We start from the raw sequence: 24,311 nt of genomic DNA, 5'->3' as shown, positions 1-24,311 counted from the left end.
GCATCCGGCGGCGATCCCTGCGCACAATGGAACCCGATGTTGTCACTGCTTAAGGGTTCCTATGAGTCAGAGTCATTTCTTTGCCCACCTCTCCCGCCTGAAACTGATTAACCGCTGGCCATTGATGCGCAACGTGCGCACCGAAAACGTCTCCGAGCACAGCTTACAGGTGGCAATGGTCGCCCACGCGCTGGCGGCGATTAAGAACCGCAAGTTTGGCGGCAAGGTCAACGCCGAACGCATCGCCCTACTGGCGATGTATCACGATGCCTCCGAGGTATTAACCGGCGATCTGCCGACTCCGGTGAAATACTTCAATTCGCAGATTGCCCAGGAATATAAGGCGATTGAGAAAATCGCCCAGCAAAAGCTGGTAGATATGGTTCCCGCTGAGCTGCGCGATATCTTCGCGCCGCTGATCGATGAGCATCATTACAGCGAAGAAGAACGATCGATTGTGAAGCAAGCCGATGCCCTTTGCGCCTATTTGAAATGTCTGGAAGAACTCTCCGCCGGTAACAATGAATTCCGGCTGGCGAAAGGACGGCTGGAAAAGACGCTGGAGTCACGCCGCAGCGCCGAGATGGACTATTTCATGCAGGTATTCGTCCCGAGCTTCCAACTGTCGCTGGATGAAATTAGCCAGGATTCGCCGCTATAAGCGTCAGGCCGGGCGGTGACTCTACCTTACCCGGCCTGCATTACGTTAAAACGGGAATAGCACTGGGATCAGCAGTACACAGACCACCATGACCAATACGGTAAAGGGGACGCCGATTTTGACAAAGTCGCTGAATGAGTACTTGCCCGGCCCAAGCACCAGCGTATTGACTGGCGAAGAGACCGGGGTCATGAATGCCGCCGAGGCTGCCATCGCCACCACCATCGCAAACGGATAAGGCGACACGCCCATCGATTTGGCCGCCGCCAGGGCGATCGGCGCCATCAACACCGCCGTCGCGGTATTTGAGATAAACAAACCAATTGCCGCACACATCACGAACAGACAGCCCAGCATCAGGTACGGCCCTCTGCTCCCCGCCACGTCCATCAACCCTTGTACCACCAGGTCTACGCCGCCGGTTTTCTGCAGCGCCAGAGCGAACGGCATCATACCGACAATCAAAATAATGCTCGGCCAGTGTATTGCCTTGTAGGCGCTTTCGGCGTTAATACAGCGGAATTTGCCCATCAACAGACAGGCGATAATCGCGGCGATCGGGTTAGGGATTTCATCGGTAAGCATCAGCGCCACCATCAATACCAGACAGAATATCGCGTGTGGCGCCTGGCTGTGGGCGGGCGAAGCGTCGTTAACCTCAACCGGCATATTCAGCACCACAAAATCGCGACCGCGCTTCGCCAGCATGGCGATCTGCCGCCAGTTGCCAACCACCAGCATGATATCGCCTAACTGCAGCTGTTCATCGACCACTGCGCCATCAAGCGCTTTGCCATCGCGCTTCAGGCCGACGATATTCAGGCCAAAGCGGGTACGAAAGGCCATCTCGCGCACCGTCTTGCCAATCAGCTCGGAATCGGGGATTAACGATACCTCGGCCATGCCGACGTCCAGCGCCTGATCGGAAAAGTATTCGCCGCGCAGCACCATCGGCTCGAGCATCTGTTCACCGCAAAACTGGCGTAAATCGACGTCGGAGGCCGACATATCAATCAGCAGCACGTCTCGGGCGCGGAACTCAGAAACCCCATTGACGTTAACGATCACTCGGCGAAAACGCCGCCAGCGCTCAACACCGATCACGTTGGCGCAGTACCGCTCACGCAGTTTTAAGTCATCAAGGCGCTGGCCGATCATCGGCGAGCCCGGACGGATCGCCAGGCGGCGTGCCCTACCGGTAAGTTGATATTCTTTGATTAAATCGCGAAAAGTGCTTTTCTTACGCCCATCGCGAGCGGCATTGTCATCTTCGCCCTTGAGCATAAAACGCATCGCCAGCATATAGACGATACCTAATACCAACACCACCAGACCAATTGGGGTCACGCTGAAAAAGCTAAATCCGTGCAGCCCTTCGCGCAGCAGTTCACTGTTGACCACCAGGTTTGGCGGCGTCGCCACCAGCGTCATCATGCCGCTAATCAGCCCGGCGAAACTCAACGGCATCATCAGACGCGACGGCGAGGTATTCATGCGTAGCGAGACGCTCAGGACCACCGGGATAAAAATCGCCACTACGCCGGTTGAACTCATAAACGCCCCCAACCCGGCGACGGTGAGCATCAGGTACACCAGCATTTTAGTTTCGCTATTACCCGCCGCCTTGACCAGCCAGGAGCCCATTTTGGTCGCGACGCCTGTACGCACCAGACCGTCGCCGATAATAAACAACGCAGCGATCAGGATCACGTTAGGATCGCTAAAACCGGAGAAGGCCTCACTGAGGGTGAGCGTATCGCTGAGCACAAACGCGACAATCACCATCAGCGCGATGGCATCCATGCGCACTTTACCGGTAGCAAACAACACCACGGCAATCGCCAGTAGCGATAACACCCAAATCAATTCACCGTTCACAACTTATCCTTGTCTGACGAGGGAGACGAAATTGTGGCACAAAAAAGCCCCGACAACGCGGGGCTAAGTCATGAGATCATGCTTTAAGGCTTACCTTAACCAGCCCCTCTGCCCGTCGCTCAACGACCAGGTTTTCCAGAGTCGCCAGGATCAAGTCCGCTTCATCGAGGCGCGGCGCATCAGCAGGAACGTTAACGGCAATCGTTCGGCAGCCGGCGGCCAGCCCGGAAAGCAGCCCCGCAGGTGCATCTTCGACTACCGCGCATTGGTTCGCCGGTAATCCCAGAAGTTCAGCGCCCAGCAGGTACGCATCCGGCGCCGGTTTGCCATGCTTAACCTGCTCGGCGGTCACGAACACTTCCGGCATCGGCAAGCCCGCCGCGCGGTGGCGCGCGTGAGCGACGGGAACCGAACCGGAAGTCACGATAGCCCAAGGGATCCCGGCTTCATTAAGTGTATTCAGCAAGACTAACGCGCCCGGCAGTGCGACAATACCTTCGATATCAGTGGCTTCAATCTGCTCAAGAAAGCGGAACTCGGCCTGAATATCCTCCTCGCTGCGCCCCGGCATAAAATGGCGAATAGAGGTAATGGCCTGCTTGCCGTGAATAAAACCGAGAATTTCATCGTGTGGAATGGCGAAACGATCGCCCCACTTGCACCATGAGCGTTCCACCACCGGCAAAGAATCCACCAGCGTCCCGTCTAGATCGAACAGGAAACCTTTACACTGCACGGGCACCTCCATCAGGCATTGATAATTTGGTTAATTTCGTTATTGCTTAAGTGATACTGACGTGGGCAGGAGTGCCAGGCGGCAAGCATCCGCTGATATTTTTCCCACATCGGCGTCTGTGAGTTAAAGCCATGGGTACCGGCGTCGAAGTGGCTGTAACGCCCTTCCACATTGACCATAAAGCGCACATAGCCGAGGTAGCGAGCTTCCGTCGCCACATCGAAGCCGAGGAACGTCACCCGACGTTCATCAATACCGGCCGTGTCTTTCAGGTTGGTCCACGAGACGTGCAGCGCGTGATACATCTCCATGATATCGATAACGGTTCGGCAGGTTTCTTCCGTCAACTGGCCGAATTCGCGATCCAGTTCGCGCATTTGTAACCCATATCCACGCTCGATGATGGTTTGTAGACGGCGGTAACGTTCGGCGTTGTCCGGGTCGAGCATAGTCATCATCTTGTACTGATTGGACAAAATCAGACGCTGCGCATTGGTCATTTCCATTTTTGACTCCTGTAGCACTTACGGCGTGAAATAAAGAAGGCGCATAAATCATGCGCCTTCTTTTATATGCGTTTTCCGTATGAAATTACAAATCATCAAGGAAAGTTTTATCCAGTTGTTTGAAGGCGCGCTTAAGCGTGTCAGCTAAAGCCTGGTAATCCGGCTTGCCGTCGACCGGCGCTAACGCTTGCCCCGCCTCTTGTAATTTACCGCGCACTTCATAAAACCAGTTCAGTACCGAGGGCGGCAGCGGAGTAACAGAACGTTTGCCCAACCACCATAGCCCCTGCATAGGCAGACTCAGGGCAAACAGCGCGGTCGCAACGGCTGGACCCAGTTGACCGCCAAGGGCAATCTGCCAGCACAAGGTGAAGATAGCCACTGGCGGCATGATACGAATCGCGTAGCGGGTAGCGCGAATAATGCGGTTTTCGATAAACACCGGCGCCAGACGTTTATCCAGAGGCCAGGTCTTCGCATAGTGCTGCCCGCGGCGAAACAAGCTAAAGAAGCTAACGGGGCGATTCTCAGGGGTCGACATGGCTATACCTCAACTTTACATATAAAACTTAAAATTTTCGTGCAAAACACCAACTGCGCATGACAACGTTCAAAAGATTTTGGCAATGAATGCGGCAATCAGGTATCCTGTGCCCACCTGAAAGGGCGGTTAGACCCTTTTACCAGGTTAGTCAAATTATCGCATATTCTGCTGCTGGCGGAAAATTATGCAAAATGACATAAAATCATATGTACTTCCCTCATCGTGCCAGAAAACAGAACAAGGCATGATGTTAATCATAAATATCGATGTCATCCTGCGCTACGCTTTGTGACACACTGATGTTTTTTTAGCCACGTATCATAAAAGGTACTTCCATGTCGAGTAAGTTAGTACTGGTTCTGAACTGCGGTAGCTCTTCTCTGAAATTTGCTATCCTGGATGCCATTAACGGTGACGAATATCTGTCCGGTTTAGCCGAATGTTTCCATCTTCCTGAAGCACGTATCAAATGGAAAATGGACGGCGGCAAACACGAAGCTGAGTTAGGCGCAGGTGCCGCTCACAGTGAAGCGCTGAACTTTATCGTTAACACTATTCTGGCACAAAAACCAGAACTGTCAGCACAGCTGACCGCAATTGGCCACCGTATCGTTCACGGCGGTGAAAAATACACCAGTTCCGTTGTCATCGACGATTCCGTGATTCAGGGCATCAAAGATTCCGCGTCCTTCGCACCGCTGCACAACCCGGCACACCTGATCGGTATCGCTGAAGCGCTGAAATCCTTCCCGCATCTGAAAGACAAAAACGTTGCCGTGTTCGACACCGCGTTCCATCAGACCATGCCGGAAGAATCCTACCTGTATGCCCTGCCGTACAGCCTGTACAAAGAGCACGGCGTACGTCGCTACGGCGCGCACGGCACCAGCCACTACTACGTCACTCAGGAAGCGGCCAAAGTACTGAACAAACCGGTTGAAGAACTGAACATCATCACCTGCCACCTGGGCAACGGTGGTTCCGTTTCTGCTATCCGTAACGGCAAATGCGTTGATACCTCCATGGGCCTGACCCCGCTGGAAGGCCTGGTGATGGGTACCCGCTCTGGCGATATCGATCCGGCTATCATCTTCCATCTGCACGACTCCCTGGGCATGAGCGTTGATGCTATCAACAAAATGCTGACCAAAGAGTCTGGCCTGCTGGGCCTGACCGAAGTCACCAGCGACTGCCGCTACGTTGAAGACAACTACTCGGACAAAGCTGACGCGAAACGCGCAATGGACGTTTACTGCCACCGTCTGGCGAAATATATCGGTTCCTACACCGCGCTGATGGACGGTCGTCTGGACGCCGTTATCTTCACCGGTGGTATCGGCGAAAACGCCGCGATGGTTCGTGAACTGTCCCTGGGTAAACTGGGCGTGTTGGGCTTCGAAGTGGATCACGAGCGTAACCTGGCTGCCCGTTTCGGCAAGTCTGGTTTCATCAACAAAGAAGGCACCCGTCCTGCCGTGGTTATCCCGACCAACGAAGAACTGGTCATCGCGCAAGACGCGAGCCGTCTGACCGCTTAATTCCACACCGCCAGCCATAACCCGGAATAATTTGAGTTACAACTTGAAGTATGACGGGTAGCTGGCGGTGCTGTTTTGTATCCCGCCTGAAACTGGCGGTAACGAAAGAGGATATATCGTGTCCCGTACTATTATGCTGATCCCTACCGGAACCAGCGTAGGCCTGACCAGCGTCAGCCTCGGTGTTATCCGCGCTATGGAACGTAAAGGCGTTCGTCTGAGCGTCTTTAAACCTATCTCTCAGCCACGCTCCGGCGGCGATGCGCCAGACCAGACTACCACTATCGTTCGCGCCAGCTCCTCAACGACGACTGCCGCTGAACCGATGAACATGAGCCACGTTGAATCTCTGCTGTCCAGCAACCAGAAAGACGTGCTGATGGAAGAGATCATCGCTAACTACCACGCCAACACTCAGGATGCTGAAGTGGTGCTGGTTGAAGGCCTGGTTCCGACGCGTAAACATCAGTTCGCCCAGTCTCTGAACTACGAAATCGCTAAAACGCTGAATGCGGAAATCGTCTTCGTGATGTCTCAGGGTACCGATACCCCGGAACAGCTAAAAGAGCGTATCGAACTGACTCGCAACAGCTTCGGCGGCGCGAAAAACACCAGCATCACCGGCGTTATCGTCAACAAGCTGAACGCTCCGGTTGATGAGCAAGGCCGTACCCGCCCTGACCTGTCCGAAATCTTCGACGACTCTTCTAAAGCGAAAGTCGTGAAAATCGATCCTGCTCAGTTGCAGAACGGCAGCCCGCTGCCGGTGCTGGGCGCAGTGCCATGGAGCTTCGACCTGATCGCCACTCGCGCGATCGATATGGCGCATCACCTGAATGCGACCGTGATCAACGAAGGCGATATCAATACGCGCCGCGTGAAGTCCGTCACTTTCTGCGCGCGCAGCATCCCGCACATGCTGGAGCACTTCCGTCCGGGTTCTCTGCTGGTCACCTCCGCAGACCGCCCTGACGTGCTAGTCGCTGCCTGCCTGGCAGCCATGAACGGCGTAGAAATCGGCGCTATTCTGCTGACCGGCGGCTATGAAATGGATGCACGCATCAACAAGCTGTGTGAACGCGCCTTCGCAACCGGCCTGCCGGTATTCATGGTCAACACCAACACCTGGCAGACCTCCCTGAGCCTGCAGAGCTTCAACCTGGAAGTCCCGGTTGACGATCACGAGCGCATCGAGAAAGTTCAGGAATACGTTGCCAACTACATCAACGCCGACTGGATCGAATCGCTGACCGCGACCTCCGAACGCAGCCGTCGTCTGTCTCCGCCAGCCTTCCGTTACCAGCTGACCGAGCTGGCGCGTAAAGCAGGCAAACGCGTTGTTCTGCCGGAAGGCGACGAGCCGCGTACTGTTAAAGCCGCGGCTATCTGCGCTGAACGCGGTATCGCGACCTGCGTACTGTTAGGCAACCCGGAAGAAATCAACCGTGTAGCCGCCTCTCAGGGCGTAGAACTGGGCACGGGTATTGAAATCGTCGATCCGGAAGTGGTTCGCGAAAGCTACGTGGCTCGCCTGGTCGAACTGCGTAAGAGCAAAGGCATGACCGAAGCGGTTGCGCGCGAGCAGTTGGAAGACAACGTGGTTCTCGGCACTCTGATGTTGGAACAAGACGAAGTCGACGGCCTGGTATCCGGTGCGGTTCACACCACCGCCAACACCATCCGTCCGCCGCTGCAGCTGATCAAAACGGCTCCAGGCAGCTCACTGGTTTCTTCCGTGTTCTTCATGCTGCTGCCGGAACAGGTTTACGTTTACGGCGACTGCGCGATCAACCCGGATCCGACAGCAGAACAGCTGGCTGAAATCGCGATTCAGTCTGCCGATTCCGCAATCGCCTTCGGTATCGAGCCTCGCGTCGCGATGCTCTCCTACTCCACCGGCACCTCCGGCGCGGGCAGCGACGTAGAAAAAGTACGCGAAGCGACTCGTCTGGCGCAGGAAAAACGTCCTGACCTGATGATCGACGGCCCGCTGCAGTATGATGCCGCGGTGATGGCTGATGTTGCGAAGTCCAAAGCGCCGAACTCCCCGGTTGCTGGCCGCGCGACCGTGTTCATCTTCCCGGATCTGAACACCGGTAACACCACTTACAAAGCCGTACAGCGTTCTGCTGACCTGATCTCCATCGGGCCGATGCTGCAGGGTATGCGTAAGCCGGTAAACGACCTGTCTCGCGGCGCGCTGGTAGATGATATCGTCTACACCATCGCTCTGACTGCGATCCAGTCTTCTCAGCAACAGAGCTAATCTGCCGTTGAGGCAAAAAAGGCAGCCATCTGGCTGCCTTTTTTATGACTCTGACGCGTAAATCAAATTACGCTTCGTCTTCTTCCGCGTCATCGCGATCGTGACCGGTATTGCCCGCGTTTCGGGTCATCCACAGCGCCAGCGCTTTCAGCGAATCCGAGGTGAACTCATCGCAGCGCGCGGTGATTTCTTCCGGCGTCAGCCAGCATACTTCGCTTACTTCCTCTTCCTGCAGGGCGAATGGGCCGTGAGAAACGCAGCTGAACAGACTTCCCCACACGCGGCAGTGCTTATCTTCGTAGTAGAACTGCCCATGATCGGCAAACGGCACGCCTGCGATACCCAGCTCTTCTTCCGCTTCGCGGCGCGCGGAGTCCAGCAGTTGCTCATCCGCCTGCACCACGCCGCCAGCGGTCGCATCCAGCATGCCTGGCATGAAATCTTTGGTCTCAGTACGGCGCTGTACCAGAATTTTCCCCATCCCATCATGAACCACAATGTAGGTCGCACGGTGGCGCAGGCACTGCGCGCGCATTTGTTCGCGGCTGGACTGTGCTATCACCTCATTGTTTTCATTAACAATATCGACCCATTCTGTGCTTGCCAAATGCTTCTGTTCCGCCATCAGGAAACCTTACTTTTAAGCGCTCTCGCGGCGCGTCTTTACGATTGAGGGGTAAATTACGGGTAAATCGCGGCCTCTGCAATAACCTGATTATCATTGAGTGCGAAAACCTGCAGTCGATCATCTTCCAGCATGCCGTAGCTGGCAGCGAAGCCGCCTTTCGGGATACTCACAGAGCCTGGGTTGAAAAGGAAAATATCGCCGCGTTTTTCGGCAACCGGAATATGAGTATGACCATAAGCCAGTACATCACCAGCGGCGAGCGGCGGTAAATTATCCGGGCTATACAGATGACCGTGGGTCAGAAACAAGCGATGGCGCTCGCTAAGCACCTGCTGCCAGGGAGCAGTCATGGGGAAATGCAGCAGCATCTGATCGACTTCGCTATCGCAGTTACCGCGCACGGCGATGATCCGCTGCGCGACACCGTTCAGGCATTCGGCAACCTTCGCCGGCGCATACCCTTCAGGCAGCGCGTTGCGCGGCCCATGATTGAGCACATCGCCAAGGATAACCAACCACTGCGCCCCACTCTGCGCGAAACGCTCAAGAGCGCGTTCAGTCGCAGGCAGCGAGCCATGAATATCCGATGCGAACATCAGTTTCATACCAACCCCTTACCAGACAATACGGTCTGTCTATGATAACGGAACCGCCGCGGCTTATCAGCCGCTACGTTTGGCTGACAGTGCGGCATAGCGCTGGACAGACGCTCTCTGCCACTGGAAGGTCGCATAGTCCGCCAACGCCTCCGGCACATCATCGCCGTTCAGTACCAGACGGTTAAGCATCAGTGCGAGATCCGCATCAGCAATGCTCCATTCACCAAACAGATTCTGCCCGCCGTGCGCCAGCAACGCGCCAGCGGTAGCAAAGAGTTTAGCCGCGCTGTTTTGCCCTGCTGCGCTAAGAGCAGGCTTTTTCACACCGCCAAACACCACGGCAGTAGAGCGCTCTTCGCGTATTGGCATCAGATCGCTGCGCAACCAGGCCTGCACCTGACGCGCACGCGCGCGTTTTTGCACATCATGAGGATACAGACGTTCCCATTCTGGCGGCGCAAAGCGTTCATCAAGGTATTCAGTAATGGCTGAGGATTCACTCAGCGAGAAACTATCCACTTCCAGCAACGGCACGCGGCGCGTGGCGGAGTAGCCCTTCCATCCGGGCTGCAGGTGCTCGCCGCTATCGAGATTGACGGTTTTAAGAGTGAACGGCAGGCTTTTTTCCTGCAGCGCCACGTAGACGGACATCACATAAGGCGAGAAAAAATCGGCATCGGACCACAGGGTAATGACTGGCTGATTCATGACATCCTCAATGAAGATCGGGGCGATGAGTCAACATATCCTGTCTTGCAAAAGATGTCACTTACCGCCGCCATGAGGATTTTGCATTCACAATCTCCGTTCGCCTTCCCGCTGGTCGCCTATACTCGAAACGTTTGCGACCTTCGATGGCGGGAGACATTATGATCGATCTTTATTACGCACCCACCCCCAACGGCCACAAAATCATTCTTTTTCTGGAAGAGGCACAGTTGGCCTATCGTCTGATTCGCGTCGATATCGGCAGAGGCGAACAATTCCGTCCGCAATTTCTGGCTATCTCGCCCAACAATAAGATCCCGGCGATCGTCGACCACGTACCGGTTGACGGCGGTGCGCCGTTAAGTTTGTTTGAATCTGGAGAAATCCTGTTTTATCTGGCGGAGAAATCGGGAAAGTTCCTGAGCGGCGAGCTGCGCGAGCGTCATCACACGTTGCAATGGCTATTCTGGCAGGTTGGCGGCCTGGGGCCGATGCTCGGGCAAAACCATCACTTCAACCATTTCGCGCCGCAGGCCGTTCCCTACGCTATTGAGCGTTACCAGGTAGAAGCTCAGCGTCTGTATGGCGTGATGAACCGGCGCCTGGAAGCCAGCCCGTGGTTGGGCGGCGAGCATTACAGTATTGCTGATATCGCCTGTTGGCCATGGATCAACGCCCATCAGCGCCAACGCATCGACCTGGGACAGTTTCCGGCAGTACAAAACTGGTTTGAACGCATCCGCCAGCGCCCGGCAACGCAACTCGCACTACAAAAAACGCAACATTATTAATCCCCTGCTCGCAGGGCGTGCTTTCATGTATGATTGCGGAAATTACTACACGGAGGAAGCCTGCAATGTCTCAGCCAGACGCCATTATTCGTATTAAGAACCTGCGCCTGCGTACTTTTATTGGAATCAAAGAGGAAGAGATCGCTAACCGTCAGGATGTCCTGGTGAACGTCGCCATTCACTACCCCGCCGATAAGGCTCGTGACAGTGAAGACATTAACGACGCCCTGAACTATCGCACTATCACCAAACGCATCATCAGCCATATTGAAAATAACCGTTTCTCACTGCTGGAAAAATTAACCCAGGATGTGCTCAATATCGCATGCGAACATCACTGGGTCACTTATGCTGAAGTAGAGATCGATAAACTTCACGCGCTGCGTTATGCCGACTCGGTATCGATGACCATGAGCTGGCGACGCTAAATCGTCTGTTAGGGAGGCGGTATGAAAATCCTGCTTACTGGCGGTACCGGGCTAATTGGCCGGCATCTTATTCCCAGGCTGCTGGAGCTTGGGCATCAGGTCACGGTTTCCACCCGCAACCCTGAACGCGCGAAAGCCCGTCTCGACCCCCGCGTCACCCTGTGGCGCGGTTTTGAAGGGCAACAAAACCTCAACGGCATCGACGCCGTTATCAACCTCGCCGGCGAACCGATCGCCGATAAACGCTGGACGGCGGAGCAAAAAGAACGCTTGTGTCATAGCCGTTGGGACATCACCCAGCAGTTGGTCTCGTTATTTAAGGCCAGTGAAACACCCCCTTCAGTACTCATTAGCGGTTCTGCCGCTGGCTATTATGGCAACCTCGGCGAAGTCGTCGTTACCGAAGAAGAGCCGCCGCACAATGAATTTACCCATAAACTCTGCGCCCGCTGGGAGCAAATCGCCAGTGAAGCCCAAAGCGAACGCACGCGAGTGTGCCTGCTGCGCACCGGCGTTGTATTAGCGCCGCGGGGCGGTATCCTTGCCAAAATGACGCCGGCGTTTAAACTTGGCCTCGGCGGCCCCATTGGCGATGGCCGCCAATATCTGGCCTGGATTCATATCGATGATATGCTCAATGGCATCCTGTGGTTACTGGATAACGATCTGCGCGGCCCGTTCAATATGGTCTCACCCTACCCGGTGCACAACGAACAGTTTGCCCATGCCCTCGGCCACGTACTCAATCGCCCGGCGATTTTCCGCGTCCCGGCCGCCGCTATCCGCCTGCTGATGGGGGAATCCTCAGTACTGGTGCTCGGCGGCCAGCGCGCATTGCCTAAGCGCCTGGAAGCTGCTGGCTTCACCTTCCGCTGGTACGATCTGGAAGACGCGCTGAAGGATGTGCTGGGCTAAATAACGCGACAGGGGAGGACTCGCTCCCCTTTTCCTTCCCACTGAGCGGAACGCGCCTCGCAAATCGCTCATTCCCCGATCCCTTCGCGGCTCTTCTTGTGAAACGCATTCCAACCACACAATTATTTTCCTGCCATAACGTCCAGGCGATGATTTTATCGCCAAAAAGCGTTGACACTCGTCAACATTCTTTTTACCCTGAGCAGGACATAACGATGAAGGAACATCCGGACAAACATATCAGGGCTGCGATTACCCGGGCGTTGGCACAGGGTTGGATATTCATACCCGCAGGTAAAAGCGCTCACTGCTTTGGACGGCTTGTCTGCGGCGTGGCGGAACACCGTCAGCATATGATGAGCATTTGGTCGACGCCCGCCAGCCCTGAACATCACGCCCGGCAGATAACCAGAATGGTCGAACGGTGTTCGCTTTCGGCCACTGCCCGCATCACGCATAAGGAACGTTAAACGATGCCGCTTTTTAACTTTACCTTGACGCTTTCTGGCGTCACCAGCCAAACACCAGAGCTTGAAGACGCGCTCTTTGCCGCAGGCTGCAGCGACGCGCTGGTCTGCTTTTACGGTACGGCGGTCTACCTTGACTTCGATCGCGATAGCCCGACGCTGGAACAGGCCCTGCTTTCCGCCGTCAGCGATGTTGAATCCGCCACGCTGCTTAACATCCGCGTGGAGTCCGTCGATTCAACGCTGGTCGGGCTGAGCGATATCGCCGAACTCATCGGCGTCTCCCGTCAGGCAATCGCCCTGCTAAAAGAGGGCGCCCGTGGAACCGGGCGTTTTCCCGGGCCCGTGCAGCGTGTAAAAGGCAACTCTCCCCTCTGGCGCTGGAAATCCGTCGTTGATTGGCTGGTCGCGGAAAAGCGCATCGCCGCTGATTCGCCGATGGTGGCTAACGCCCAGTTGCTGGATAACCTCAATCTGGCGCTACAGCTTCGCGGTACCCCGGATAACCACCGCGTGCAGCATTACCTGCAACATCTGAACGCCGCGCAAACGACAGGCACCGATCGGCGAGGAGAAGCATGTTAATAGGCGCATTGAGGTGTTAAGGTAGGTTTTCGTTTCATCAGAATAACCGCTTTATGACTACGATAATGACATCTCGCCTGTCACTTTCTCGCTTCATCCCGGCCGATTGGCCTTTTTTCCTGCGCCTACGCCAGGATCCTGAGGTGATGCGTTATATGGGAGAGTTACTAAGCGAAACGGCACTGCGCAACGTGTTTGACGGCCGCTGCAAAGATCCCAGCGTCTTTGTCCTGCGCGATCCTGACGGCACACCGCTGGGTGATATTGGTCTACGAATCAGTACAAAAAATCCTCACGAAGCCGACGTCGGTTACGCGCTACTGCCGGAAGCGCAAGGTAAGGGTTACGCCAGCGAAGCGCTGCGCGCGGTGTGTGATTATGGCTTTACCACGCTTGGCGTTCACGCCATTAATGCCTGGGTGCTCGGAGATAATCTGGGGTCATCGCGCCTACTGGAAAAGCACGGTTTCGTACGTATTCAGGTACTGGAAAACGCCTACCATCTGAACGGCGTGGATTACGATGATTGGATCTACCGGCTGGAACGTTAAGCGGTTTCCGGCGAGCGCGCCCGCCGGGAATTAGCCATTATTTCAGCGAGCCTTTGAGGAACTGCTGCAGACGCGGGCTTTTTGGATTGCCGAACAGCTCGTCCGGATGCCCCTCTTCTTCGATTCTCCCCTGATGGAGGAAAATCACATGCGAAGAGACGTGGCGAGCAAAGCCCATTTCGTGGGTCACCACAACCATGGTTTTACCCTCTTCCGCCAGCTTCTGCATGATGCGCAGGACTTCGCCCACCAGCTCAGGATCCAGCGCCGAGGTGGGTTCATCAAACAACAGCACATCCGGTTCCATCGCCAACGCGCGCGCGATGGAAACGCGCTGCTGCTGGCCGCCGGATAGATGCACCGGATATTTGATCTGCTGGCGCTCGTCGATGCCGACTTTCGCCAGATACTTCACCGCCCGCTCTTGCGCTTCCTGTTTATTCAAACCCAGCACCTGAATCGGCGCCTCCATGACGTTTTCCAGCACCGTCATGTGGCTCCACAGGTTGAAGTGCTGGAACACCATGGTCAGGCGCGTGCGCAGCAGGCGCAGCTGATTTTTATCCGCCACCTTCAGCTGGCCGTCTTTGTCACGCACCAGGCCGATATTCTGCCCGTTGACGACAATCGTCCCTTCACTTGGCTTCTCAAGGAAGTTAATGCAGCGCAGGAAAGTACTTTTACCGGAACCCGATGAACCGATAATACTAATTACGTCTCCGGCCTTCGCTTTCAGCGAGACGCCTTTCAGCACCTCGTGCTCGCCGTAACGTTTATGCAGATCGATAACGTTCAATTTATTGTCGGACATGGCTTTCTCAGTGCGTCGAAGAAGGTTTGATATGCTGCAGCCAGCGCTTTTCCGCCTTGCGGAACAAGCTAATCAGCACATACGAGATAATTAAGTACAGCACCGCGGCAATGCCGAAGGCAGTAAACGGTTGATAGGTCGCCGAGTTAATATCGCGAGCGATTTTCAGTAAATCCGGGACCGTAGCGGTAAACGCCAGCGCCGTAGAGTGCAGCATCAGAATCACTTCGTTACTGTACGCTGGCAGCGCAATACGTAAGGCAGACGGCAGAATGATACAGCGATACAGTTTGACCGAGGAAAAACCGTAAGCCCGCGCCGCTTCAATCTCGCCGGCCGGAACCGAGCGAATGGCCCCGGCGAAAATTTCTGTGGTGTAGGCGCAGGTATTTAAGGTCAACGCCAGCACCGTGCAATTGAGACCGCTGCGGAAAAACGCATTCAGTAGATCGCTCCCCTTGACGATTTCCAGCGTATACATCCCGGAGTAGAACACCAGCAGCTGCACGTACAGCGGTGTACCGCGGAAAATATAGGTAAACAGCCAAATCGGAAACTGAATGTATTTATTGCTTGATACACGTCCGATGGAGAGAAACACGGCCAGAATGCCACCCATGACGACTGAGGCAATCAGCAGCCACAGGGTAATCGCCACCCCGGTAAAGCGGTAGCCGTCAGTCCACAGTAGGGATTTCCAGTACTCCTGAATAATCTCAATCACAGGTCTGCCCTCTTCACACCCACGGAGTAGCGGCGTTCAAGCAGCAGCAGTACACCATTGGAAATCGTTGTAAATACCAGATAGATCAGCCCGCAGACGATAGCGAAATAGAACGGCTGCCAGGTACTTTTCCCCGCCAACTGCGTGGCCTTAACCACGTCCTCCAGACCGAGCAGCGACACCAGCGCGGTGGCTTTAAGAATCACCTGCCAGTTGTTGCCGATACCGGGCAGCGCGTAACGCATCATCGCCGGGAACAGAATGCGGCGGAAAGTCTGCCAGCCGCTAAAACCAAACGCCGTCGCCGCTTCAATGTGGCCTTTTGGCACCGCCAGAAACGCGCCGCGGAAAGTTTCAGTAAAGTACGCGCCGTAAATAAAACCAAGCGTGATAATACCGGCGATCATCGGATCGATATCGAACTGCGCCATTCCCAACGCATCAGTCACGCTGTTCAGGGCAATCTGCAGCCCGTAGAAAATCAGCAGCATCAGCACCAGATCCGGCACTCCGCGGATCAGCGTGGTATAGCCTTCAAACACCAGCGCCATTGGACGGTTGGCGGATAGCTTCGCCCCCGCGCCCACCAGCCCGATAAGGACCGCCAGCACCACCGAACTGATCGCCAGCTCAAGCGTGACCAGCGCGCCCTGAAAAATTACCTGTGAGAACCCGTACAGCATGCTGCCTGCCCTGTCTGTCTTCGATCGCCGCCCGCGAAACCGCGCGCGGCGAGGTACTAACGATGATTAATCGCCGTACACGTTAAAGTCGAAATATTTCTTCGCCAGCTTGTCGTAGGTGCCATCTTTACGCATTTCCGCGAAAGCTTTATTCAGCGCCTCGCGCAGCTCGTTGTCATCTTTACGCAGACCCATACCGGTGCCGACGCCGAACAACTTCTCATCCTTAATGGATGGGCCGCCGAACTGGTAATCCTTGCCGATCGGCTGTTTGAGGAAGCCTTCGCTGGCGGCGACTTCATCCTGGAACGCAGCATCAATACGGCCTGCGGTCAGGTCGGAATAGATATTGTCCTGCCCCTGATAGGAGACAATTTCAATCCCTTTCGGCGCCCAGTGCTCATTACCGTAGGTTTCCTGAGTCGTGCCCTGCAGCACGCCAATGCGCTTGCCTTTCAGCTTGCTGAGATCAGGCGTAATGTCGCTGCCCTTTTTCACCACCAGACGAGAATCAGCGGCATACAGTTTGTCGGTGAAGGCAATTTCCTGCTGGCGTTTTTCGGTAATCGACAGCGATGACATAATCGCATCGATCTTCTTCGCTTTTAACGATGGGATCAGTGCATCCAGCGGGTTCTCAACGAAGGTACATTGCGTATTGATACGCTTACACAGCTCTTTCGCCAGATCGATATCAAAACCAACCAATTCACCCTGCGCATTTTTCGATTCGAACGGCGCATAAGTGGGATCCGTACCGATACGGATTTTTTGTGGGATTGCTGCGAATACCGTGGAAACGCTGGAAAGGGCCAGCGCCAAAGAAAGAGACAACGCTAGTTTTTTCATAATTATCCTCAACAGACTGTCATTCTAACGGGGTTTATTAGAAGCGCTTACGCCAGTTATCGTGCCATTATTCGCCCTGCCAAGGCAAAGCATAATGCGTCAGAAAGCAGATTTTTTTGCATCAGAAACGCTTAACTATGCATTTATTGAGCAACAAAAAAACTCTGCCGCCCCATTCTGGCGCAAGCCGCCAACGGCATGCATCACAATGGGGCAACAATAACGGTGTTGCGTCGAAGCGGCCCGACAAGCGCCGGGGCCGCCACAGTCTTAATCGCCGTAGACGTTAAAGTCGAAGTACTTCTTCGCCATCTTGTCGTAGGTGCCGTCTTTACGCATCTCGCCAAGCGCTTTGTCGAAAGCGGCCTTCAGCTCGCCATCTTCTTTGCGCAGGCCAATGCCGGTACCGTCGCCGAAGTATTTTTTGTCTTTAACGGATGGACCGGCAAAGGCGTAATCTTTACCGGCAGGTTGTTTGAGGAAGCCTTCGCTGGCCGCGACCTCATCCTGCAACGCCGCATCAAGACGGCCAGCGGCGAGGTCAGAGTAAATCAGATCCTGGTTGGCGTAGGCAATCACGTCCACGCCCTGGCTGCGCCAGCGTTCATTCGCGTAAGCTTCCTGAGTGGAGCCCTGCAATACACCGACGTGTTTGCCTTTTAGCAACTCCAGCGTCGGCTGAATCGGTGAGCCTTTTACCGCGATCAACCGGGAGTCTGCCGCATACAGCTTGTCAGAAAAGGCAATCTCCTGCTGACGTTTCTCGGTAATCGACAGCGACGAGATGATCGCGTCGATTTTCTTCGCTTTCAGTGAGGGGATCAGCGCGTCAAAATCACTGCCCACCCAGGTACACTTCACCTTGATGCGCGAGCAGAGTTCGTTGCCCAGATCGATGTCAAAACCAATAAAATTCCCCTTCGAGTCCTTCGACGAGAAAGGCGCATAGGTGGTATCGGTGCCGATGCGGATACTTTGCGGCAGCGCCGCATATACGCTGGCGGCGCTGCTGATTCCCATGATTAACGAGAGAGCCAGGATCGTCTTCTTCATAGAAAGCCCTTAAGTGTCGTGATGTTGTTATGTTGTGCGCTGTCTGGTTATGTGTGTTGCCGACGATTCTTGCAGGTTTTATGCCATTTCCCCGGTGCGTGCCGGGCACGGCGTTAAATTTGTTAATATAAAGTTGCAAGACTGTCTTAGGAGGGAAGATACCAGCATTGGCGGATAAACCGCAGCGGCAAAACGCAAAAAAACAAATTAAATGTCGAGGATTTGATCAGGACAACAAAATTGCACCAGCGGGAGGCAAAGGTAAAAAAAATGCACCAAACAGGTGCATTACGAGGCGCCCTGCCAACGAGTAAACAGGTCTTGCGGCAGATCAATAGCAAACTGATCGATAACCCGGTTAACAGTCTGATTAATCACTTCATCCAGGCTCTGCGGACGATGATAAAACGCCGGTACCGGCGGCATGATCACCGCGCCCATTTCCGCCGCCTGCACCATCAAGCGCAAGTGCCCAAGGTGAAATGGCGTCTCGCGAACGCAAAGCACCAGCGGGCGACGCTCTTTCAGCACCACATCCGCCGCACGGGTCAACAGGCCGTCAGTATAGCTGTTGACGATGCCGGAGAGCGTTTTCATCGAGCACGGCAGGATAACCATCCCGGTCGTTTTGAACGAGCCGGACGAGATACTGGCGGCGATATCGCGCGCATCATGCACCACATCAGCCAACGCCTGTACTTCACGCAGCGAGTAGTCGGTTTCAAGCGATAGGGTCTGACGCGCCGCCTGGCTCATTATCAGGTGGGTTTCGACATCCGCAACATCGCGCAGTACCTGCAACAGCCGCACGCCGTAAATCGCACCGCTTGCTCCGGAAATCCCCACTATCAGTCGTTTCATCGCCCCACCCTTTTGACCGCAATGCGCAGACTTTGCCGTAATGCCCTGAAAGTTGCAACTTTCAGGGCGTTCGCAGCCGCCACGAGCCAGCCACTATCGCCATTAATAACAACTCTATACACATAATAATCCCTCCATGCTCGCTGAACCACGTGCCGATAATAATGGCAATATTAGCTGTAATAACGATTATCGGTAGCCACGGGTAAAGAGGCGCACAGTAGAGTCTGTTCAGGCCGGGATATCGCCCGGCCTTCACCGCAGAGCGAAAACGCAGCTGGCACCAGCCAATCGTCGCCCAGGCAAGGCATCCCACCTGCCCGGTGCTGGCAATCAGATACAGATAAAACTGCTGCGCCGGAATGTAGCGCGTCAGCAGAGAAACCAGAGCAAGGCCACACGTAATCAGAATAGCTGCAACAGGCACTCCCGTCCCGCTTAGTTTCGCGAATCTGACTGGCGCAAAACCATCTCCCGCCATCGACCACAGCATGCGAGAGCTGGCGAAAATCGCCGAATTAGCCGCTGATATTGCCGCAGAGAAAATCACCAGCGTCATCAGCGTTTTCGCCCAGGGAATACCGGCATGAGCAAAGACCCAGACAAAGGGACTATCGGCATCCGGCGGCCTGCCCCAGGGATAAATCAGCGCCAGGATCCCCACGCCAAGGCCGTAAAAAAGGATGATCCGCACACCAATGCCTCGGATCACCTTTGGTAGGATCGCCTGCGGCGCTTCGGACTCTCCGGCTGCATTCCCCACCAGTTCTGCGCCCTGGAACGAATAGATGACAATCGTCATACAGATGAGGATCTGCCAGGGACCGTTGGGAAACCAGCCTGAGGGAGTTTTCAGCGTCGGCTGGAAGGCTGCGTCTTTTGACATGGAAAAGAGCATCACGCAGCCAACGGCAATAAAAAGCACTATCGCAAACACTTTGATGGCCGAAAGCCAGTATTCGCATTCGCCAAAACTGCGGGCCGAACAGAGGTTAATCAGCGTCAAGGCCACCAGAATGATCAGGCAAAAATAGTGCACAGGAACAGCGGGGAAGTAATCATGAGCCAGAAATCCGGCCGCCGTCAGATCGGCGGCCAGCGAGAAAACCCAGCTCAACCAGTACAGCCAGCCGATGGTGTAACTCCAGAGCGGATGAGGAAGAAACATCAGCGCGTAGTGCTGAAAGGAACCGGAGTGCGGGAAAGCGCAGGCAAGTTCACCCAGACACATCATCGTTGCCAGCATAATGCTACCAGCAATTAAATAGGCCAGCAGCGTACCAACAGGCCCAACGCTGTGCAGAGGTTCCGCTATTCCCACAAACAACCCGGTTCCTATGGTGCCGCCTAAAGAGATCATCAATAGATGACGCTTCTTTAGGCTTCGTCGCAGCCCGCTTTCCGCTGGCGCACGAATCCCTTCCTGTTCCGCACTCATGGTGGTTCTCCGGCAGTGCATAAAAAAACCCGTCCTCAGGACGGGTCAACATTTAGCGGATATAGCGCAGCTCAATACCTTTCGTCTGGCAGGCCATCAGCAGCCCGGTATAGTCGAGCTCGAAGCGCACCACATCCCCGACCTTCAGTGGCTGCTGGCAGGCTTCAATATCCACCAGCGTGTGATCGCTGGTTTGCCCCAGCACAGTAATGGCATCGTCAACCGGCACGCAGTTTTCACAGGGAACGTCCTGCCTGCCGAACGCCAGCAGCGCCCGTTTTCTGACGCCACGATCGACAAAGGTTTTACTCTGTAAAAAAGCATCGACGCCCAGCTCACCAACCGGCAGCGTCGGTTTACTGTTGAGCTCAATAATTTCGGCTTCCAGCACGTACAAATCCGAACAGGCTTTGCCGACCGGTTTGTGCGAATGATGAAACTCATCGAGATACTTCATCTCCACATATTCGATGCCGAATTCGTGCAGGCCGCCGATACGCAGGTGATCCAATCCTTTTGGCCAGATGCCTTTGTCCATCAGGTGGAAGCTGGTGCAGTTTCCGGCCGACAGGCGGGGAATAACCCGTCCACTGTCCTGTTCCAGCCGTCTGGCAAGCGTGAGAAAGTCCCCACCGTTTTTCACGGTTGGCAGCACGGTGCCGTAACAGTTGAAGTTGGTTCCAAGGCCATACAGCTCCAGCCCCGGCAGTTCATCAATCAGACAGACCAGTGACAGTATTTTCTGGTAGTCGATAAACCAGACCCCTTCACGTAGATCTCCCATGTCCACCATCAGCAGCACCTGGTGAATTTTCCCCTGCCGCTGGGCCTCTTCGGCCAAAGCACAAATCACGGCAGGCTCGCTGTTGAGGCTGATATCGGCGTATCGCACCACCTCCTCAATCTCGCTCAGACAGGGGCTGCGTAATAAGCAGGTCGTACAGCCAATCTCTTTAATTTTCTTCAGGTTGTAGGTTCGCGATTCGGCAATCACCTGAATTCCACCGTCAAACACCGCGCGGGCGGTTTCCTGATTGCCATCGAAGACTTTATTCACCGCCATCACTTCAACGCCAAATTTCTCCAGCAGTTCTTTTTCAACGCTGGCATTTTCTCTGAGTTTTTTTAAATTAATTTCCAGAACCGGCATGTACATTTTATTTCTCTCCCGCCACGTTCAGACGTGCGTTACGCTTTTGCGCACGCAGATAAATAACCTCTGCCACCAGCACCGCTAACAGCGCACCGCCAATAATTTTCCCTGCGTACTGGAAATAGCCGCCCATATCAATTTGTGAAGGTGGGATAAACAGCAGGAACACCGCAAAGGCGATAGAGATAAATCCAAGCACCGGTAACAGCGCAGGCAGAATTTTTCCGGGGATTTTAAAGCTTCTTGGGGTATCTGGCTGAACGATGCGTAAACGCCAGAACGCCGGGAACATCACCAGATAGGGAATGAAATAGGTGATGGTGGTCAATGCCGTCAGCATCCAGTAGGCCGCAGCTACGCTTGGTGAAATAAAGGTTGAGAAACAAAGTACGGTAACGATAATAGCCTGAACCACCAGAGCGAAAACGGGGGTTTTCCATACCGGATGCAGCTGCGCAATTTTATCCCCCAGCAAATTATCCTCGCGCGATGCCTCCTGCAGCATGTAAATCGGTCCCACCAGCCAGGAGTTAATCTGCCCGAGCGCGCCGAAGAACATACAGATTGCCATTACCGGGATCAGCCATGGCATATGCAGAGTCTCAGCCGCTGAGTGCATAGCCTGCATCACGCCAGCCACGATATCCGTTTTTCCCGCAGGCAACAGCGTGTTGAGCGCCCAGGTGCCTACCATATAGATACCCACAATCACTGCCGCCGACACCGCCATCGCACGAGGAAAATCGCGCTGCGGATTGCGTGTACGCCCGGCAATCATCGGTGCCACTTCAAGACCGGCAAAGGCAAACATCATGCTGGAAAGAAATACCACCGTATCCCAATGCCCTAAATCCGGGATCCAGTTGCTGGCGGTACTGTAGTCGGTCGCCATTTTATGACCGGTCAGCAGCCAGACCACGGCCAGCAGAATTAAAATGGTGGACGGAATAAAAACACCACACCAGGCGCTGACGCTGTTGATGATTTTGGTCCATTCCAGACCACGAATATTCATCAGCGTGAGCAGCCAGAAGATCACCGCCGAACCAATACCGATAAACGCCTTATTTTCCGCAAGCCCACCGCCAATCATGTAGCCCAGAGCGGTAAAACCGAACTGCAGCATCAGCGGGAAGAACAGCACGCAGGAAAACAGGAAGCACACCACCACAATCCACGCGATGCGCTTACCAAATGCCTCTTTGATCCAGACAAAAATCCCGCCGTCCTTCGGCCAGCCTGTCGATAATTCCCCGCACACCATCGCCAGAGGAAAGAATAAACAGAATGCGGCAATCACCCACAGCAGCATTGCCGACGCACCATAAGGGGCGACGTTCGGGATTTGCCGCAGGCTCAGGATCGCGATGACGTTCATAAAGACAATATCTTTTATACCCAACAAGCCAGACTGATTGTTACTCATGGCTCTCTCCTGTTCCTTCATTCACGGGCATCATTGCCCACGCAAACGCACTGCCCTTCAGGCCGCAGCGGGCAGCCTGAAGGGAAAATGCAGGATCAATAGATGTCGTACTTGACCATATCTTCGTAGGTATCTTCCCGGCGAATCAGTCGGTCATTGCCATCTTTATCAATCATCACAACCGCCGTACGCGGCCGGTTGTTATAGACGGTCTGGCTTTCGATGGTATAAGCCCCGGCATCGAGGAAGGCGACGACATCACCAATTGCCGTATCTGCGGGCATTAAAAATTCTTCGCCTTTGACGCCCATATGGAAATAATCGCCGCCGTCGCAAAGCGGGCCTGCCAGTTTGATATAGCTGTCGTGGGATTCATTAATTCTGGAAGCGTTATAGACGTAGAAGAACCAGTCAAAATGCTGGCTGTCCGAGAGCACGCTGTAACCGGCATCGACGAACTTCCACTCGACGTGGCATTCGACATTGCCATCAACGTCGTAATTCGTTTTACGCTTTTCGCAGGACACTTCGGTCAGCAGCACGGCCGCAGAGCCTGTCACCTTACGGCCTGGCTCAATGCAGATCTCCACATCGGTCCGCCATTTATGCACTTCATTGATGACCGCATCGGCGAAATCCTGCGCGGTGATCCCGGCATACATGTTGTCTTTCAGCGGATCGCCGTTTTGCTCATCGTACTTATAGGCAACCGGGATCCCGCCGCCGACGTTAATGAGATCGAATTTAATCCCCAGCACCTCTTCCAGACGGCGTGACTCGTCGACCAGCACTTTGGTGGCTTTGGCGAAAGGTTCAGCCTCCGGAACCTGATCCCCAACGTGCATATGCAGACCGCGTAAATGTACATATGGCATATCGAGGATCCGCCGACAGGTTTCTTCCGCCTGCTCGAGATCGAGACCAGATTTTGCATGGAATGCGGTAACCAGCTCAGCGTGGGTGGCGGAAGGCACATTGGGCTCCACGCGAACACAGACATTCGCCACTTTCTGTAATTTGCGGGAAATGCTGTCGATGTGGTCCAGCTCGTAAAGGCTGTCGACGTTAATCAGATACAGATCGTTCGCGATGGCGAATTCCAGATCTTCCGGTTTTTTCACCACGCCGTTAAACACAATCTGATCGCCGCGAAAACCTATTTCCAGGCACTTGCGCACTTCAAACTGCGAATTCGCTTCAGCACAAATTCCGGCATCGCGGATAGCTTTCAGCACGCCCATAACCGAGCAGGTTTTGGAGGCAAAGAAGGTCTTTGTTTTCTTGTGCGCGGCAAAGGCCTGCTGAATTTCGCCGATGTTGCGGATGATTTCCGGCTCAGAAAACACATAAAACGGCGTCGGATATTTGCGGGCTAAGGCATCCAGGCTTATTTGCTCAAAACAGAGCTGATTGTCCCTGAACTGGAAACGGCGGTCGTGGGCCAGCTGCTGGCGCTGCTGATTATAATTTTTGCTTTCGATGTCTGACATAAATCCCTCTGCTTTTTGGTTA

At 54.5% G+C, this 24,311-nt stretch carries 26 protein-coding genes and 1 pseudogene; 10 read left to right on the top strand and 17 right to left on the bottom strand.

Annotated elements, in window-relative coordinates; all coding sequences use genetic code 11:
- The first annotated feature begins 61 nt into the window (after positions 1 to 61).
- On the top strand, positions 62 to 661 hold the full coding sequence (gene yfbR / locus PYR66_07065; GenBank protein ID WEF29463.1) for a 5'-deoxynucleotidase: 600 nt from the start codon (positions 62 to 64) through the stop codon (positions 659 to 661).
- Positions 662 to 706: 45 nt separating this feature from the next.
- Here the strand turns inward: yfbR and PYR66_07060 are convergent, their stop codons facing one another.
- The 4 genes from PYR66_07060 to yfbV all read right to left on the bottom strand — a co-directional run bounded on the left by PYR66_07060 (position 707) and on the right by yfbV (position 4,322).
- Positions 707 to 2,539, bottom strand: a complete 1,833-nt coding sequence (locus PYR66_07060; protein WEF29462.1) for an SLC13 family permease — start codon at positions 2,537 to 2,539, stop codon at positions 707 to 709.
- Positions 2,540 to 2,615: 76 nt separating this feature from the next.
- Positions 2,616 to 3,275 carry a sugar phosphatase gene (locus tag PYR66_07055; GenBank protein ID WEF29461.1) on the bottom strand — a complete coding sequence of 220 codons (660 nt, stop codon included), beginning with the start codon at positions 3,273 to 3,275 and terminating at the stop codon, positions 2,616 to 2,618.
- An 11-nt stretch (positions 3,276 to 3,286) separates the two neighbouring features.
- Positions 3,287 to 3,781: a YfbU family protein gene (locus tag PYR66_07050; GenBank protein WEF29460.1), complete on the bottom strand. Its 495-nt coding sequence runs from the start codon at positions 3,779 to 3,781 to the stop codon at positions 3,287 to 3,289.
- 85 nt (positions 3,782 to 3,866) lie between these two features.
- A complete protein-coding gene (gene yfbV, locus PYR66_07045; protein ID WEF29459.1) occupies positions 3,867 to 4,322 on the bottom strand; it encodes a terminus macrodomain insulation protein YfbV in 456 nt (151 codons plus the stop codon).
- A 338-nt stretch (positions 4,323 to 4,660) separates the two neighbouring features.
- Here yfbV and ackA point away from each other — a divergent pair, with 338 nt between their 5' ends.
- Both ackA and pta read left to right on the top strand, forming a co-directional pair.
- Positions 4,661 to 5,863, top strand: a complete 1,203-nt coding sequence (gene ackA / locus PYR66_07040) for an acetate kinase (protein ID WEF29458.1) — start codon at positions 4,661 to 4,663, stop codon at positions 5,861 to 5,863.
- 118 nt (positions 5,864 to 5,981) lie between these two features.
- The gene (gene pta, locus PYR66_07035) at positions 5,982 to 8,129 is read left to right on the top strand and encodes a phosphate acetyltransferase (GenBank protein ID WEF29457.1); all 2,148 of its coding nucleotides are present in this window, start codon (positions 5,982 to 5,984) and stop codon (positions 8,127 to 8,129) included.
- Positions 8,130 to 8,196: 67 nt separating this feature from the next.
- Here the strand turns inward: pta and yfcD are convergent, their stop codons facing one another.
- Genes yfcD through yfcF form a run of 3 tightly spaced genes read right to left on the bottom strand, consistent with a single transcriptional unit; the run spans position 8,197 to position 10,064 of the window.
- Positions 8,197 to 8,754: an NUDIX hydrolase YfcD gene (yfcD, locus tag PYR66_07030; GenBank protein WEF29456.1), complete on the bottom strand. Its 558-nt coding sequence runs from the start codon at positions 8,752 to 8,754 to the stop codon at positions 8,197 to 8,199.
- Positions 8,755 to 8,810: 56 nt separating this feature from the next.
- The gene (yfcE, locus tag PYR66_07025) at positions 8,811 to 9,362 is read right to left on the bottom strand and encodes a phosphodiesterase (protein WEF29455.1); all 552 of its coding nucleotides are present in this window, start codon (positions 9,360 to 9,362) and stop codon (positions 8,811 to 8,813) included.
- Positions 9,363 to 9,419: 57 nt separating this feature from the next.
- The gene (gene yfcF, locus PYR66_07020; protein WEF29454.1) at positions 9,420 to 10,064 is read right to left on the bottom strand and encodes a glutathione transferase; all 645 of its coding nucleotides are present in this window, start codon (positions 10,062 to 10,064) and stop codon (positions 9,420 to 9,422) included.
- Positions 10,065 to 10,225: 161 nt separating this feature from the next.
- Here yfcF and yfcG point away from each other — a divergent pair, with 161 nt between their 5' ends.
- The 6 genes and pseudogenes from yfcG (at position 10,226) to PYR66_06990 (ending at position 13,835) form a co-directional block, all read left to right on the top strand.
- Entirely contained in the window at positions 10,226 to 10,855 is a 630-nt protein-coding gene (yfcG, locus tag PYR66_07015; protein WEF29453.1) for a GSH-dependent disulfide bond oxidoreductase, read from the top strand.
- Positions 10,856 to 10,920: 65 nt separating this feature from the next.
- A complete protein-coding gene (gene folX / locus PYR66_07010; GenBank protein ID WEF29452.1) occupies positions 10,921 to 11,283 on the top strand; it encodes a dihydroneopterin triphosphate 2'-epimerase in 363 nt (120 codons plus the stop codon).
- A gap of 21 nt (positions 11,284 to 11,304) precedes the next feature.
- Positions 11,305 to 12,198, top strand: a complete 894-nt coding sequence (locus tag PYR66_07005; protein WEF29451.1) for a TIGR01777 family oxidoreductase — start codon at positions 11,305 to 11,307, stop codon at positions 12,196 to 12,198.
- Positions 12,199 to 12,296: 98 nt separating this feature from the next.
- Positions 12,297 to 12,668: a hypothetical protein gene (locus PYR66_07000; protein WEF29450.1), complete on the top strand. Its 372-nt coding sequence runs from the start codon at positions 12,297 to 12,299 to the stop codon at positions 12,666 to 12,668.
- Between the two features lie 3 nt (positions 12,669 to 12,671).
- Positions 12,672 to 13,250, top strand: coding sequence for a DNA-binding protein (locus PYR66_06995; protein ID WEF29449.1), 579 nt, complete (start codon positions 12,672 to 12,674; stop codon positions 13,248 to 13,250).
- A gap of 53 nt (positions 13,251 to 13,303) precedes the next feature.
- Positions 13,304 to 13,835: pseudogene (locus PYR66_06990) on the top strand (GNAT family N-acetyltransferase).
- Positions 13,836 to 13,838: 3 nt separating this feature from the next.
- On the opposite strand, the gene hisP reads toward PYR66_06990, so the two are convergent.
- From hisP to hisJ, 4 genes are all read right to left on the bottom strand, one after another.
- Positions 13,839 to 14,612, bottom strand: a complete 774-nt coding sequence (gene hisP, locus PYR66_06985) for a histidine ABC transporter ATP-binding protein HisP (GenBank protein WEF29448.1) — start codon at positions 14,610 to 14,612, stop codon at positions 13,839 to 13,841.
- Between the two features lie 7 nt (positions 14,613 to 14,619).
- On the bottom strand, positions 14,620 to 15,336 hold the full coding sequence (locus PYR66_06980) for an ABC transporter permease (protein ID WEF29447.1): 717 nt from the start codon (positions 15,334 to 15,336) through the stop codon (positions 14,620 to 14,622).
- Complete coding sequence (locus PYR66_06975) at positions 15,333 to 16,019, bottom strand: histidine ABC transporter permease HisQ (protein WEF29446.1); 687 nt, start codon at positions 16,017 to 16,019, stop codon at positions 15,333 to 15,335. Before PYR66_06975 ends, PYR66_06980 begins: the two co-directional genes overlap by 4 nt.
- Before the next feature lie 66 nt (positions 16,020 to 16,085).
- Entirely contained in the window at positions 16,086 to 16,868 is a 783-nt protein-coding gene (gene hisJ, locus PYR66_06970) for a histidine ABC transporter substrate-binding protein HisJ (GenBank protein WEF29445.1), read from the bottom strand.
- A 94-nt stretch (positions 16,869 to 16,962) separates the two neighbouring features.
- On the opposite strand from hisJ, the gene PYR66_06965 reads away from it, so the two are divergent.
- Positions 16,963 to 17,091 (top strand): hypothetical protein, encoded by a 129-nt coding sequence (locus tag PYR66_06965; GenBank protein WEF29444.1) that lies wholly within the window; start codon positions 16,963 to 16,965, stop codon positions 17,089 to 17,091.
- Between the two features lie 47 nt (positions 17,092 to 17,138).
- On the opposite strand, the gene argT is transcribed toward PYR66_06965, so the two are convergent.
- The 6 genes from argT to PYR66_06935 form a co-directional block, all read right to left on the bottom strand.
- Positions 17,139 to 17,921 carry a lysine/arginine/ornithine ABC transporter substrate-binding protein ArgT gene (gene argT / locus PYR66_06960; GenBank protein WEF29443.1) on the bottom strand — a complete coding sequence of 261 codons (783 nt, stop codon included), beginning with the start codon at positions 17,919 to 17,921 and terminating at the stop codon, positions 17,139 to 17,141.
- A 288-nt stretch (positions 17,922 to 18,209) separates the two neighbouring features.
- The gene (locus PYR66_06955; protein WEF29442.1) at positions 18,210 to 18,782 is read right to left on the bottom strand and encodes a UbiX family flavin prenyltransferase; all 573 of its coding nucleotides are present in this window, start codon (positions 18,780 to 18,782) and stop codon (positions 18,210 to 18,212) included.
- A gap of 61 nt (positions 18,783 to 18,843) precedes the next feature.
- Entirely contained in the window at positions 18,844 to 20,220 is a 1,377-nt protein-coding gene (locus PYR66_06950; GenBank protein ID WEF29441.1) for an amino acid permease, read from the bottom strand.
- A 52-nt stretch (positions 20,221 to 20,272) separates the two neighbouring features.
- The gene (locus PYR66_06945; GenBank protein ID WEF29440.1) at positions 20,273 to 21,376 is read right to left on the bottom strand and encodes an alanine/ornithine racemase family PLP-dependent enzyme; all 1,104 of its coding nucleotides are present in this window, start codon (positions 21,374 to 21,376) and stop codon (positions 20,273 to 20,275) included.
- Between the two features lies 1 nt (position 21,377).
- Positions 21,378 to 22,799 (bottom strand): APC family permease, encoded by a 1,422-nt coding sequence (locus PYR66_06940; GenBank protein ID WEF29439.1) that lies wholly within the window; start codon positions 22,797 to 22,799, stop codon positions 21,378 to 21,380.
- 95 nt (positions 22,800 to 22,894) lie between these two features.
- A complete protein-coding gene (locus tag PYR66_06935; protein WEF29438.1) occupies positions 22,895 to 24,289 on the bottom strand; it encodes an alanine racemase in 1,395 nt (464 codons plus the stop codon).
- Positions 24,290 to 24,311 lie beyond the last annotated feature (22 nt).

It is taken from the genome of Klebsiella aerogenes, from assembly GCA_029027985.1.
Classification (GTDB): domain Bacteria; phylum Pseudomonadota; class Gammaproteobacteria; order Enterobacterales; family Enterobacteriaceae; genus Klebsiella; species Klebsiella aerogenes_A.
This window is presented reverse-complemented; position numbering and strand designations above follow the sequence as displayed.

Excerpts from the sequence above, each read along its gene's own strand:
- PYR66_07050 (WEF29460.1), bottom strand. The coding sequence starts at position 3,781 with ATGGAAATGACCAATGCGCAGCGTCTGATTTTGTCCAATCAGTACAAG.
- ackA (WEF29458.1), top strand. The coding sequence starts at position 4,661 with ATGTCGAGTAAGTTAGTACTGGTTCTGAACTGCGGTAGCTCTTCTCTG.
- PYR66_06965 (WEF29444.1), top strand. The coding sequence starts at position 16,963 with ATGCGTCAGAAAGCAGATTTTTTTGCATCAGAAACGCTTAACTATGCA.
- yfbR (WEF29463.1), top strand. The coding sequence starts at position 62 with ATGAGTCAGAGTCATTTCTTTGCCCACCTCTCCCGCCTGAAACTGATT.
- hisJ (WEF29445.1), bottom strand. The coding sequence starts at position 16,868 with ATGAAAAAACTAGCGTTGTCTCTTTCTTTGGCGCTGGCCCTTTCCAGC.
- folX (WEF29452.1), top strand. The coding sequence starts at position 10,921 with ATGTCTCAGCCAGACGCCATTATTCGTATTAAGAACCTGCGCCTGCGT.
- yfcG (WEF29453.1), top strand. The coding sequence starts at position 10,226 with ATGATCGATCTTTATTACGCACCCACCCCCAACGGCCACAAAATCATT.
- PYR66_06995 (WEF29449.1), top strand. The coding sequence starts at position 12,672 with ATGCCGCTTTTTAACTTTACCTTGACGCTTTCTGGCGTCACCAGCCAA.
- yfcD (WEF29456.1), bottom strand. The coding sequence starts at position 8,754 with ATGGCGGAACAGAAGCATTTGGCAAGCACAGAATGGGTCGATATTGTT.
- PYR66_06975 (WEF29446.1), bottom strand. The coding sequence starts at position 16,019 with ATGCTGTACGGGTTCTCACAGGTAATTTTTCAGGGCGCGCTGGTCACG.
- argT (WEF29443.1), bottom strand. The coding sequence starts at position 17,921 with ATGAAGAAGACGATCCTGGCTCTCTCGTTAATCATGGGAATCAGCAGC.
- PYR66_06950 (WEF29441.1), bottom strand. The coding sequence starts at position 20,220 with ATGAGTGCGGAACAGGAAGGGATTCGTGCGCCAGCGGAAAGCGGGCTG.
- PYR66_06935 (WEF29438.1), bottom strand. The coding sequence starts at position 24,289 with ATGTCAGACATCGAAAGCAAAAATTATAATCAGCAGCGCCAGCAGCTG.
- hisP (WEF29448.1), bottom strand. The coding sequence starts at position 14,612 with ATGTCCGACAATAAATTGAACGTTATCGATCTGCATAAACGTTACGGC.
- PYR66_06940 (WEF29439.1), bottom strand. The coding sequence starts at position 22,799 with ATGAGTAACAATCAGTCTGGCTTGTTGGGTATAAAAGATATTGTCTTT.
- yfbV (WEF29459.1), bottom strand. The coding sequence starts at position 4,322 with ATGTCGACCCCTGAGAATCGCCCCGTTAGCTTCTTTAGCTTGTTTCGC.
- PYR66_06945 (WEF29440.1), bottom strand. The coding sequence starts at position 21,376 with ATGTACATGCCGGTTCTGGAAATTAATTTAAAAAAACTCAGAGAAAAT.
- yfcF (WEF29454.1), bottom strand. The coding sequence starts at position 10,064 with ATGAATCAGCCAGTCATTACCCTGTGGTCCGATGCCGATTTTTTCTCG.
- PYR66_07005 (WEF29451.1), top strand. The coding sequence starts at position 11,305 with ATGAAAATCCTGCTTACTGGCGGTACCGGGCTAATTGGCCGGCATCTT.
- yfcE (WEF29455.1), bottom strand. The coding sequence starts at position 9,362 with ATGAAACTGATGTTCGCATCGGATATTCATGGCTCGCTGCCTGCGACT.
- PYR66_06955 (WEF29442.1), bottom strand. The coding sequence starts at position 18,782 with ATGAAACGACTGATAGTGGGGATTTCCGGAGCAAGCGGTGCGATTTAC.